Here is an 11,207-nt window from a genome sequence, read left to right on the forward strand (position 1 = left end):
GTCAGGAGGAGACGGAGGGGTCGGCCAACACGAGTTGCCACTTCCCCTCCTCTTTCCAGACCAGGGCGTCCGGTATCGCGTCGAACGTCTCCTCGACCATCTCGTGTTCGACCGAGGCGTACGTCGCTAGCGTGTTCACGTTCCGTCCGTTGGGGTTCTTCAGGAACCCCTCCACGGCATCCTGTTCGTGGTCTTCCAGTCCCGCCGCCAACCCGATGAGCGCCGCCGTGGTGGACTGGACGTTCTCCACGCTTTGTTCGACCAGCCTGAGCATACTGCTTGGTATCAGGCCCCATGCCTAAATATGTATAAGGTCGTTTCGCCGGTCGATACACCCTCGTTTAACTGTGCGTCCGACGGGCGGCCGACGGCCGGCTACGAACCGAGCCAGCGGGCCGCGCCGCCGGCAAGCAACACCAGGGCTCCCGCGATGAACGTCCCGGGGAGCGGGAACAGGAACAGTGCGGCACCGAACACGAGCACCAGCGTCGACGCTCTCATGGTCGGTGGGTCGTCCGCCTGACGGTTAGGCGTGGGGGGTCAGCCGTCCAGCCAGTCGGCGAACGGCCCGTCGACGAGCGCACGGGTGTTGTCGAACGTCCCCACCTCGAGTTCCCCCTTCAGCGTCTCGGCCTCGCGGGCCACCCGCTCTGCGAACGCCTCGCGGTCGGTGTCGACGACGCCTGCGACCCGCTCGGGGAACGCCCGGCTCATGCCTACTGGTCACATGCAACGCGTTTCAAGCCCCGGAGTCGTCACCCCGAGGGGAGAACGACGGCACGACGAGGACGAGAGGCGAACGGCGTCACGGGTCGGTCTGCGCGTGCCACCACGCCCACAGCGCGAGCACGCCCTGCAACGGGAGCCGCGCCCACAGCGCCACGTCGGGCACGTCCTCGACCCACTCGAGGTCCACGTCGCGGACTGCCATGTTGACGTTCGCCGGGAACACGGCGACCAGCAGGGCGACGATACCGGCCGCCGCGGGCCGGCGGGTCCGCTCGAACAGCACGCCGACGCCGAGGACGATTTCGGCGACCCCGGAGAGGTAGACCAGCAGACGTGGCCGGGGGAGTTCGGGCGGGACTGTCCGTTCGTAGACCCGCGGCGCGAGGAAGTGGAGCACGCCGGCGACGACGTACGCGAGGCCCATCACGTAGCGGAGCGGGCGTTCGAGGCGAGCGAGCGTGCCGTCGGTGTCGGCTGGCATCCGGTAGGCGGTCGCAGGCGGTCGGCAAGAGGGTTGTCCCGCGGCTCGCAGGTGTGGATGCACGACACGGCCGAGCGTGGGTGCTGGCCGAACGGGAATCGCGGAGAATCGGGATGCCGCCTCCCGGATTTGAACCGGGGACAGCTCGATCTTCAGTCGAGTGCTCTCCCAGTCTGAGCTAAGGCGGCGCGCACGAGAACCGACGGCGATACGGGAAAAAAGGGTTTCGAAAGGCACCGCACCGTCGGCTATTTCTCCCGCCGTCGTGTGGGCGACGGCATGCGCCCGCCAGTCCGTGCCGTCGCCGCCCTCCTGCTCGCGCTCCCGGCCGCGTTCGCGCTCGCCTTCCTGCTGTCGCCGGACCCGACCGGCTACACGCCGATGCTACTCGGTCTCGCGGGAACGGTCCCCATCGGCGCGTACCTCTACACGCGACTGGACTGAGAACGACCACGGGAAACGGTCACGGACCGCCGCCGTGGTCGGCGACGCGACCGGCTCCTCGCGGTTGCTCGGCGCACAGAAGTGGGCCCGGGCGGAATTGAACCGCCGACCTCTTCCTTGTAAGGGAAGCGTCATACCACTAGACCACGAGCCCGCATCCCGATTCAGACGGGCCGCCGGAATAGCCCTTACGTTCCGGGACGGAACGCTTACCCACGTCGCCGTCCCTTAGCCGGTATGGACCGTCGGGTCGTCGTCCCGCTCGCCGTCGCCGGGGTCGCGCTCCTGTTCGTGGCGCTGTCCGCGGGGGCGCTCGACCCCCTGCTGACGACCGACGGGTACGACCCCACGACGCCGACGGGGCCGAACGCCACTGCCACCTCCCCGCACCCCGACTACAACCACACCACCGTCACCGTCGTCGACGCGGAGACGAACGCCACCCTCGGGGAGGTCCGAGTCGCGCTCGCACAGACGTGGCGCGAGAAGTACACGGGCCTGTCGAAGACCGACTCGCTCCCCGAAAATCGGGGGATGCTGTTCCCGTACGACGAACCCGGCAACCACACCTACGTCATGCGCGGGATGGATTTCGGCATCGACATCGTCTACGTCGACGCCGACGGCACCATCACCCGCATCCACCACGCCGAGGAACCGCCCGAGGGCGCCGACGGCGAGCAGTACAAGTACCCCGGCTACGGCCAGTACGTGCTCGAGGTGAACTACGAGTGGACGACCCGACACAACGTCACCGAGGGCGACAAGGTGTACGTCGCCGGCTACGACGCCGCCGGCTGACGCCGCGTGCGGGTCGGTAGCGAACCTCTATCAGCCACCTTACTGAAACCCCGTTCAGCGAACCCTTTTCCGGGGCAGTCCCGAACAGCCTGTAAATGGACGTAGCGACGGCCGACGAGGACGACCCGTTCGAGGAGCAGCGGGAGCAGGCCGAGAACCCGATGCGGCGGCTGTTCGCCGAGTACGGCGCGGAGAACACGGTGGCGTTCGTGGTCGGCGTCGTCTCCAGCGTGGTCGCCCGGGTGCTCGACCTGATCCCGCCCGTCCTCCTCGGACTGGCCGTGGACGCCATCTTCTTCGACAACAAGGCGTACACGCTGCTGTTCGTTCCCGACGCCTGGATCCCGGCGACGAATACGGGCCAACTGTGGCTCACCATCGGCATCATCGCCTTCGCGTTCTTCGGCGGGGCCGCGTTCCACTACACCCGCAACTGGGGGTGGAACTCCTTCGCCCAGCACATCCAGCACGACATCCGGACGGACACGTACGACAAGATGCAGCGGCTGAACATGGACTTCTTCGCCGACAAACAGACCGGCGAGATGATGTCCATCCTCTCGAACGACGTGAACCGGCTGGAGCGGTTCCTCAACGACGGCATGAACTCCGCGTTCCGGCTGGGTGTGATGGTCGTCGGCATCGCCGGCGTCCTGCTGTGGATCAACTGGCAACTCGCACTCGTCACGCTGCTCATCGTCCCGTTGCTGGCGCTGTTCACGTACAAGTTCGTCCAGACGATCCAGCCGAAGTACGCGGAGGTCCGCTCCTCGGTCGGACAGGTGAACTCCCGGCTGGAAAACAACCTCGGCGGCATCCAGGTCATCAAGACGTCGAACACCGAGAGCTTCGAGTCCGAACGGGTCGACGACGTCTCACAGGACTACTTCGACGCCAACTGGGACGCCATCGGCACGCGCATCAAGTTCTTCCCCGGTCTCCGGGTGCTGGCCGGCGTCGGCTTCGTGCTCACGTTCCTCATCGGCGGTCTGTGGGTGCTCGGCCAGCCGCTCGGCCCGCTGTCCGGCACGCTCGACGAAGGGGAGTTCGTCACCTTCATCCTGCTCGGCCAGCGGTTCATCTGGCCGATGGCGCAGTTCGGACAGATAATCAACATGTACCAGCGCGCCTACGCCTCGGCCGCGCGCATCTTCGGGCTGATGGACGAGCCCTCGCGCATCGAGGAGGACCCCAACGCCGACGAACTCGTCGTCGAAGACGGCCACGTCGTCTACGACGACGTGACGTTCGGCTACGACGAGACGGAGACCATCATCGAGGACGTTTCCTTCGAGGTCGAGGGCGGCGAGACGCTCGCCCTGGTGGGGCCGACCGGCGCGGGCAAGTCGACCGTCCTCAAACTCCTGTTGCGGATGTACGACGTCGACGAGGGCGCCATCAGCATCGACGACCAGGACCTCCGTGACGTGACCATCCCCTCCCTGCGCCGGCAGGTCGGCTACGTCTCACAGGACACGTTCCTGTTCTACGGCACTGTCGCCGAGAACATCACCTACGGCACGTTCGACGCCGACCGCGAGAACGTGGTCGAGGCCGCCAAAGCCGCGGAGGCCCACGACTTCATCACGAACCTCCCGGACGGCTACGACACCGAGGTCGGCGAGCGGGGCGTGAAGCTCTCCGGCGGCCAGCGCCAGCGCATCTCCATCGCCCGCGCCATCCTGAAAGACCCCGAAATCCTCGTGCTCGACGAGGCGACCAGCGACGTGGACACCGAGACGGAGATGCTCATCCAGCGGTCGCTCGACCGCCTCACCGAGGACCGGACGACGTTCGCCATCGCCCACCGCCTCTCGACCATCAAGGACGCCGACAACATCGTCGTCCTCGAGGACGGCCGCATCGTCGAGCGGGGGAGCCACGAGGAGCTCATCGACTCGGACGGGCTGTACGCGCACCTCTGGGGCGTACAGGCAGGCGAGATAGACGAACTCCCCGACGAGTTCGTCGAGCGCGCCCAGGAGCGGGACGCCCGCCGCGTCGAGTCCGACGACGACTAATCGAGCGTCGCCCGCCCGACCATCGACTCCGGGACGAGCCGAAACAGCCGGAGTTCGAGGTCCGGCACCGTCTCGTCGAACACACGGACCGGGCCGAACCAGTCGTTGACCGTCGCGGCGTCGATGCCCTCGGCGTCGGGGTCCAGTTCCTCGATTTCGCCGCGGACGAGGACGCTCCACGACTCGTAGTCGCCGCCGTGGCCGTACACGAGGAACTGGGGGTCGGTCGTCGCCTCGACGTACGCGAGCTTCCGGCTCTCGCCGTCGTCGCTCAGCCGCAGAATCAGCGACTCGCCGTCGTAGTGGTAGTCGACCGGCACCGCGTACGCGCTCCCGTCGTCGGCCAGCGCGAGCACGCCGACGTGGTGGGCCGCCAGCAGGTCGCCGACCTCTCGGTCGCTCAGCCCCCGGGTGTCCGCATACTGGACGTTCTCGATGTCCATACCGAACGTAGGACGCGTAGCTATTCAACTCCCACCTCGGGCGAGGGTTCAAGTACCGGGACGCGCCCACCGGGCGCGTGACGTAGCCGCCGCGGCGGGGCGAACCAGGCCGGAGCGCGACCCACCGTCCCGCCGACCGCGAGGGTCGCCTGTCAGCCATCCGGACCGCCGGCTACTTGCTGTCGGGGGCGCGAGCGGTGAGCATGAACCTCGCCGAGCACTCCTGGACCGACGCCCGGGACGCCGACACCGACCTTGCCCTGCTTCCCGTCGGCAGCACCGAACAGCACGGCCCCCACGCGCCGCTCGGCGTCGACTTCATGAGCGCCGCCGCCATCGCGGAGGCGGCGGCCGAAGCGTACGACGACGAGGTGGTCGTCGCCCCGCCAATCCCGGTCGGCGTCGCCGAGGAGCACCGCGCGTTCGACGGGACGCTGTGGGTCACCGAGGACTCCTTTCGCGCGTACGTCGGGGACGTGCTCCGCTCGCTGGCCCACCACGGCTTCGACCGCATCGTCGTCGTCAACGGCCACGGCGGCAACACGGGGGCGCTGTTCGAAATCTGCGCCCGCGTCAGCCGCGACGGCGACTGCTACGCGGTGCCGTTCACCTGGTTCGACGCCGTCGAGTCCGACCTCGAGTTGGGTCACGGCGGCCCCGTCGAGACGTCGATGATGCTCGCCATCGACCCGGAGTTGATACGCGAGGACCGCTACCCGGAGGCCGCCGAGGGGGCCGGCGACGGCTTCGGCGACTGGGCCGGCGGCGCGAATCTCGCGTTCGACTTCGACGAGTTCTCCGAGTCGGGCAATCTCGAGGACCCGACGCCCGCCACCGAGGAAGAGGGCGAGCGTCTGCTGGCGGCGTCGGTCGACGCCTGCGTCGAGGTGCTCGATGCCGTCGCCGCCCGGGCGCTCGACGGCGACCAGTAGCTCTCGTCCCGGGGTATCGTTTTACCGGAGAACGTTGACACTGCGGATATGCACCCCGCATATCTCGGCCGGCGTCGCGCGCGACCGAGCGTCGTCCATCCCGCGAGGTGAGATGGCGGCCACGAGTCAGGGGGGTGTGCCGTGGCGCTCGCGAACCGTACAGGTCGTGCTCGCCAGCACCGCGCTCGCGCCGCTGGGCGTGCCGCTCGTCGCGCCCGCGCTCCCGGTCGTTCGCGACGCCTTCGGCGTGACCGACGCGCGGGCCAGCCTGCTCGTCAGCGCCTACTTCCTCGTGGGAATCGTCGTCTCGCCGTTCATCGGCGTGCTTGCGGACCGACTCGGCCGCAAGCGCGTGCTCGTCGGCTCCCTCGCGCTGTTCGGGGTGGCGGGCGGCGCGACGGCGTTCGCCCCCGCGTTCTGGGTCGTCCTCGTGCTTCGAGCCATCGCGGGGACGGCCGCGGCCGGCATCTTCGTCACCACCGTCACGGTCATCGGCGACGCGTTCGAGGGTGTCCAGCGAAACGCCGTCCTCGGCGTCAACATCGCCGTCCTGTCGGCCGGCGCGGCGCTGTTCCCCGTCGTCGGGGGAGCGCTCGCCACCGTTTCGTGGAACGTCCCGTTCCTGACGTACCTGCTGGCGGTGCCGCTGGCGGTTGTCGCCGCCGCCCTGCTGGAGGAACCGACCCGCGAGCGGCCGCCGCGGACCGTCGGCTATCTCCGTGGGGCCGCCCGTACAGTGGCGACGCCGGCCACGCTGGGGCTGTACGCCGCGGCGTTCCTGACGGAACTCCTGCTGTTCGGCGCGGTGTTGACCACGCTCCCCTTCCTTCTGCCTGCGGAGTTCGGCCTCGGTCCCGTGGCGGTCGGTCTCGTCATCACCGTCACGGAGGCCGTGGCAGTGGTCGTCGCCTCGCTCAACGGTCGGTTCGCCCGGCGGATGTCGAACGGCCGCCTCGTCGCGGCAGGGTTCGCCTGTTATGCTGTCGGTCTCGCGGCCGCGTGGCTCGCACCGACGGCCGCGACGGTGGCCGCAGGGATGGCCGTCGTCGGGGCCGGACTGGGGCTATCGATGCCGTCGGTCGACGCGGAGATGAGCGAGCGCGTCGCCGGCCGGTTCCGGGCCGGCGCGCTCTCGCTTCGCAACAGCACGACGTTCCTCGGGCGAGCACTCGGGCCGGTGCTGTTCGCCGGCGTGGCGCTGACCACCGGCTACCGACCGTTGCTACTGGCGGGCGGCGTCGCCGCCGGCGCGGCGGCGCTGGTCGCGTTCGCGGTGACGGGACGGCGACGGATGACGAGCGCGAGCAGGGAGACGTGGTGAAGCTACTCGTCGTCCTCGTCCGCGTGGGCGTCGTCAAGCGCGCCGCGGAGTTCCGGAATCGTCGAGGCCAGTTCTGCCGCCTCCTCGTGGGCGTTCTCGATGTCGCCGAGCAGGTCTTCGAGTTCCTCGATTTCGGCTTCGAGGTCGTCGGCGTCGTCGAACGCGTCGGCGCGCTCGCCCATCACGAACTGCTTTTTCGCCTCGCGGAGGCTGTCGGCGGCGTCGCCGGTGTCGAGCGCGCCCTTCAGGGCGTTGAGCACGCCCAGCGTGTTGTCCGCGTCGACCGCCCAGATGTCGTCCGACTCGGGCAGTTCCGCGCGCGCCTCAGCCAGCGCCTCCTCGACCGTCGCGCGCATCTCGTCGGCCGCCTCGCCGAACAGTTCGTCGTCGTCGAACGTCGACTGACTCATACCGGCGGGTTCGACTGCCGACACTATATAAACACGCCCGAAAGTGAAAGTGGAATGCCGCTCAGGCGGGCGTCTCGCCGCCGAACTCGGTGTCGCCCTCGTCGGCGTCGCCGCCGTCGAGCAGGTCGTACGCCGTCGTGTCACCCAGCACCAGCAGCGCGTAGTAGCGGAGGTACGTCACCACCGGGACGCTGACGACGGCGCCGATGGCCCCCAGCACCAGCAGGACGACGAACACGACCGGGACGAGCAGGAGCAGGACCGGTCCGCCGCCGGCGGCCAGCGCCGCGATGCCGAAGACGCCGACGGGGAGAAACAGCACGAGACCGATGACGCCGACGACCGTGGCGACGGCCGTCCCGCCGATGCCGCCGAGCACGACCGACAACAGCAGGTAGACGCCGAACTCGTCGAGTTGGTCGGTCAGCTCCGGCCAGAGCCGTCGCCAGCCCGCGAGCACGCCACACCGCTCCTCCAGCATGATTGGGACGACGAACACGTTGGTGAACCCGTGGACGACGGCGGCGACGAGTCCGGCGACGAGAAACACCGGCACCGCAAGCAGGAGGGCGAGCACCCGGATACCGGGGCCCTGGAGCGCCAGTCCGAGCGCGACGGCCGCGGCGACCAGCGCCGCGACGGCGAGAAACAGCGCGATGCGGAAGCCGAACAGCCGGGTCCCCTGCCAGCGACGTGCCGAGAACCGCTCCCGGACGACGGCCTCGCCGGTGACCAGCGCCGCCACGAACACGAACTCCATCACGCTCCCGACGTACAGGAACAGCAGGCCGACGAGGACGGCCAGCACCACGAGGGCGACGAGAACGGCGCCGAGACCGGGGTCAAGCGGGCCGAACCCCTGGAGGAGCCGGTCGAACGACGGGATGCCGCCGCCTCCGCCACCGCCGCCTCCCCCACCGCCGCCGTTGAAACTGCTGGAGAAGCCGCCGCCGATGCCGCCGATGAAGAACGCCATCACCGCGAGGCGGACCCACGTCCCGGCGTCGAACGGGAGCAACAGCGCCTTCGTCGCGTCGAAGGCGTCGTCGAGTCGGTCGACTGCGGAGAGTGACATAGCCGACCGGTCGACGCCCCGGCTCTTAACGCTTTCCTGACACCTACCGTTCGACGCTGACGACTCGCATCCGGGGGTAGCCGTCCGCCATCGCCATCTCCGTCCGCACCTCGATACCCTCGTAGTCGACGGTCATCTCCACCTCCATCAGCGACCCCGTGAGTTCGGTGTACCCCTCGTCGTGGGCGATGGCGTCGCGGACCCGCTCCTCGATGATGTCGACCGAGACCTCCACACAGTACGGCTGGTTCTCGATGGCCTCCGCCATCGCACGTTCCAGCGAGTCGATAGAGCGGGGCGCGACGGGCGTGCCGGCGAACTGGTGGTACAGCGAGCCGAACTTGATGCCCGCCTCGAAGCAGGCGACCTGCGGGGCGTCGGGCTCCATGCCCGGTGGTCGGCCGCCGTGGGGGAAAAGCGAACCGGACGTTTCTTGTCCCGTCTGCACCAGCCTCCGGTATGGACGACCCCGTACTGTTGACCGGCGCTGGCGGGCGCGTCGGCGGGGCCATTCTCGACGGGCTCGACGACGAGTACGACTGGCGACTCCTCTATCACAACCCCCCACCGGAGGAGCCGGACCATCCGTATCTCGTCGGCGACGTGGTCGAGGAGGACCTGATGGCGGAGGCCTGCGAGGGCGTCGGCGCGGTCATCCACCTCGCGGGCGACCCCCGCCCGGACGCCCCCTGGGACTCGGTGCTGGAGAACAACATCAACGGCACGAAGATACTGTACGACGCCGCCGTCGAGGCCGGCGTCGAGACGTTCGTCTACGCCTCCTCGAACCACGCCGTCGGCCACTACGAGACCGACCGCAAACCGGACCTCTACCGCGAGGACGACGACTTCCTGCTCGACGGCACGGAGCTTCCGCGGCCGGGGAACTTCTACGGCATCTCGAAGGCCGCCGGCGAGACCATCGGCCGCTTCTACCACGACGAACACGACATCTCCGTGTGCAACGTCCGCATCGGCAACCTCACCAAAGACCACCCGCCCGTCGACTACGAGCGCGGGCAGGCGATGTGGCTCTCCCACCGGGACTGTGCCCAGTTGCATCGGTGTGCGCTCGAAGCCGACTACGAGTACGAAATCGTCTACGGCATCTCCGACAACGACCGCAAGTACTACTCGCTCGAACGCGCGAAGGAGGTGCTCGGCTACGAGCCACAGGACAACTCCGCCGAGTTCGAGTAGCTACATCAGGTCGAGTCCCCAGCGGACGAGGTTCACGACGACACAGACCGCGCCTTCTAGCCGCGAGAGCCCGCCACGGGTCGCGAGCAAGACGACGACCAGCGCCGTCAACCCGACCAGCCACAGCGTCGTCGGGCCCGCGGCGGGCGTCACCGCGAGCGGGCGGACGACGGCCGCCGCGCCGAGGATGCCCAGCGCGTTGAACACGTTGCTCCCGACGACGTTGCCCGCCGCGAGTTCGGGCATCCCGCGTCGGGCCGCGACCACCGACGCGGCTATCTCGGGCGTCGAGGTGGCGACGGCGACCACCGTCTCGCCGATGACCCACTCCGAGAGGCCGGCCAGCGTCGACAGCGCGACGGCCGACCGGACGAGCAGGTCCGCCCCGCCGACGACCAGCGCCAAGCCCGCGAGCGCCGCAAGGAGCGTCCGGGGGCGTGCGTCGGCCTCGCCCGACGGTGTCGTCTCCACCGGGCCGCCGGCACGCAGGAGCACGATGAGGTAGCCCGCGAGCAGAGCCACCAGCAGTAGCCCCTCGACACGCGAGAGCCGCAGGTCCCGGACCACCGCCCACAGCAGTAGCGTCGCGCCCAGCATGACGGGCGCGTCCCGGAGGGCGAGCGTCCGGGAGGCGCGGACCGACCCGACGACGGCGAGCCCCCCGAGGACGACCCCGAGGTTGAACAGGTTCGACCCGACGACGTTGCCGACGGCGACGTCGCCGGCACCGACGAGCGCGGCGTCGACGGAGGTGACGAGTTCGGGCGCGGAGGTGCCGAAGCCGACGACCGTCAGGCCGACGACGAGCTCCGACACCCCGAGCCGGCGGGCGACGCGGGCGGCGTTGCCGACGAACAGCGTCGCGCCGCCCCACAGCGCGGCGACGCTCCCGACGAGCGCGAGACCGGTGACGGCGACCCCCACCATCGGTCAGCCGTCGACGGACGGCGTCTCGAACACCGTCATGCCCCCAGCCGGTCGCGGCAGTCGGCCGCGAACCCGGGCACCTCGACGGTGGCCGCGGGTTCGAGCTTCACGACCACCCCCTGCTCGTCGTCGAGGTAGACGTGGATGGCCGTCGCGCGCTCGTGTTCGACGACGAGCGCCCGCGCCGGCCCGAGGTGTGCGTACACGTCCTCGACGTGGTCCCTGTTGAACACCGCGAGCGACCGGTGGACGACGACGTCGAGCTGCTGTTCGGTCAGCTCCGTCTTCAGGTCGTCGCGGACGAACCGGACCCGGTGGCTGAACCGCCCGTGGTCGAACGAGGCGACCCACCGGAGCCGGTCGCCGTACGCCTCGCGGAGCCACGCGACGAGCGCGTCGTAGTCGGGCGCCATACGTCCACGA

The 11,207-nt window shown here is 69.2% G+C and carries 16 protein-coding genes and 2 tRNA genes; 6 read left to right on the top strand and 12 right to left on the bottom strand.

Annotated elements, in window-relative coordinates; genetic code table 11:
- Window position 1 precedes the first annotated feature (1 nt).
- From NL112_RS04325 to NL112_RS04345, 5 genes are all read right to left on the bottom strand, one after another.
- Window positions 2–274: a hypothetical protein gene (locus NL112_RS04325; protein ID WP_255151405.1), complete on the bottom strand. Its 273-nt coding sequence runs from the start codon at window positions 272–274 to the stop codon at window positions 2–4.
- A gap of 101 nt (window positions 275–375) precedes the next feature.
- On the bottom strand, window positions 376–501 hold the full coding sequence (locus tag NL112_RS04330) for a hypothetical protein (protein WP_255151406.1): 126 nt from the start codon (window positions 499–501) through the stop codon (window positions 376–378).
- Window positions 502–540: 39 nt separating this feature from the next.
- A complete protein-coding gene (locus tag NL112_RS04335) occupies window positions 541–714 on the bottom strand; it encodes a hypothetical protein (protein WP_255151407.1) in 174 nt (57 codons plus the stop codon).
- 91 nt (window positions 715–805) lie between these two features.
- Window positions 806–1,210 carry a DoxX family protein gene (locus NL112_RS04340; protein ID WP_255151408.1) on the bottom strand — a complete coding sequence of 135 codons (405 nt, stop codon included), beginning with the start codon at window positions 1,208–1,210 and terminating at the stop codon, window positions 806–808.
- 114 nt (window positions 1,211–1,324) lie between these two features.
- Window positions 1,325–1,398, bottom strand: a tRNA-Phe gene (locus NL112_RS04345).
- Between the two features lie 91 nt (window positions 1,399–1,489).
- Between NL112_RS04345 and NL112_RS04350 the strand changes: the two genes are divergently transcribed.
- Complete coding sequence (locus NL112_RS04350) at window positions 1,490–1,654, top strand: hypothetical protein (RefSeq protein WP_255151409.1); 165 nt, start codon at window positions 1,490–1,492, stop codon at window positions 1,652–1,654.
- 82 nt (window positions 1,655–1,736) lie between these two features.
- Here the strand turns inward: NL112_RS04350 and NL112_RS04355 are convergent.
- Window positions 1,737–1,808, bottom strand: a tRNA-Val gene (locus NL112_RS04355).
- Between the two features lie 83 nt (window positions 1,809–1,891).
- Between NL112_RS04355 and NL112_RS04360 the strand changes: the two genes are divergently transcribed.
- Complete coding sequence (locus tag NL112_RS04360; RefSeq protein WP_255151410.1) at window positions 1,892–2,455, top strand: DUF192 domain-containing protein; 564 nt, start codon at window positions 1,892–1,894, stop codon at window positions 2,453–2,455.
- Between the two features lie 95 nt (window positions 2,456–2,550).
- Window positions 2,551–4,476, top strand: a complete 1,926-nt coding sequence (locus NL112_RS04365; protein ID WP_255151411.1) for an ABC transporter ATP-binding protein — start codon at window positions 2,551–2,553, stop codon at window positions 4,474–4,476.
- Here NL112_RS04365 and NL112_RS04370 read toward each other — a convergent pair.
- Window positions 4,473–4,919, bottom strand: a complete 447-nt coding sequence (locus NL112_RS04370) for a pyridoxamine 5'-phosphate oxidase family protein (protein WP_255151412.1) — start codon at window positions 4,917–4,919, stop codon at window positions 4,473–4,475. The genes NL112_RS04365 and NL112_RS04370 overlap by 4 nt on opposite strands.
- A gap of 203 nt (window positions 4,920–5,122) precedes the next feature.
- On the opposite strand from NL112_RS04370, the gene NL112_RS04375 reads away from it, so the two are divergent.
- Both NL112_RS04375 and NL112_RS04380 read left to right on the top strand, forming a co-directional pair.
- Window positions 5,123–5,851 carry a creatininase family protein gene (locus NL112_RS04375; protein ID WP_255151413.1) on the top strand — a complete coding sequence of 243 codons (729 nt, stop codon included), beginning with the start codon at window positions 5,123–5,125 and terminating at the stop codon, window positions 5,849–5,851.
- Window positions 5,852–5,963: 112 nt separating this feature from the next.
- Entirely contained in the window at window positions 5,964–7,172 is a 1,209-nt protein-coding gene (locus tag NL112_RS04380) for an MFS transporter (RefSeq protein ID WP_255151414.1), read from the top strand.
- 2 nt (window positions 7,173–7,174) lie between these two features.
- Here the strand turns inward: NL112_RS04380 and NL112_RS04385 are convergent, their stop codons facing one another.
- The 3 genes from NL112_RS04385 to NL112_RS04395 all read right to left on the bottom strand — a co-directional run bounded on the left by NL112_RS04385 (window position 7,175) and on the right by NL112_RS04395 (window position 9,045).
- Window positions 7,175–7,582 (bottom strand): DUF5790 family protein, encoded by a 408-nt coding sequence (locus tag NL112_RS04385; RefSeq protein ID WP_255151415.1) that lies wholly within the window; start codon window positions 7,580–7,582, stop codon window positions 7,175–7,177.
- Window positions 7,583–7,643: 61 nt separating this feature from the next.
- Window positions 7,644–8,657: a DUF7544 domain-containing protein gene (locus NL112_RS04390; RefSeq protein ID WP_255151416.1), complete on the bottom strand. Its 1,014-nt coding sequence runs from the start codon at window positions 8,655–8,657 to the stop codon at window positions 7,644–7,646.
- Between the two features lie 43 nt (window positions 8,658–8,700).
- On the bottom strand, window positions 8,701–9,045 hold the full coding sequence (locus NL112_RS04395) for a dihydroneopterin aldolase family protein (protein ID WP_255151417.1): 345 nt from the start codon (window positions 9,043–9,045) through the stop codon (window positions 8,701–8,703).
- Between the two features lie 71 nt (window positions 9,046–9,116).
- Between NL112_RS04395 and azf the strand changes: the two genes are divergently transcribed.
- Window positions 9,117–9,857, top strand: a complete 741-nt coding sequence (gene azf / locus NL112_RS04400; RefSeq protein ID WP_255151418.1) for an NAD-dependent glucose-6-phosphate dehydrogenase Azf — start codon at window positions 9,117–9,119, stop codon at window positions 9,855–9,857.
- Here azf and NL112_RS04405 read toward each other — a convergent pair whose 3' ends face one another.
- Window positions 9,858–10,784 (bottom strand): sodium:calcium antiporter, encoded by a 927-nt coding sequence (locus NL112_RS04405; RefSeq protein WP_255151419.1) that lies wholly within the window; start codon window positions 10,782–10,784, stop codon window positions 9,858–9,860.
- A 35-nt stretch (window positions 10,785–10,819) separates the two neighbouring features.
- Window positions 10,820–11,197: a DUF7522 family protein gene (locus NL112_RS04410; RefSeq protein WP_255151420.1), complete on the bottom strand. Its 378-nt coding sequence runs from the start codon at window positions 11,195–11,197 to the stop codon at window positions 10,820–10,822.
- Window positions 11,198–11,207 lie beyond the last annotated feature (10 nt).

The organism is Halorarius halobius, assembly GCF_024298865.1.
GTDB lineage: Archaea > Halobacteriota > Halobacteria > Halobacteriales > Haloarculaceae > Halorarius > Halorarius halobius.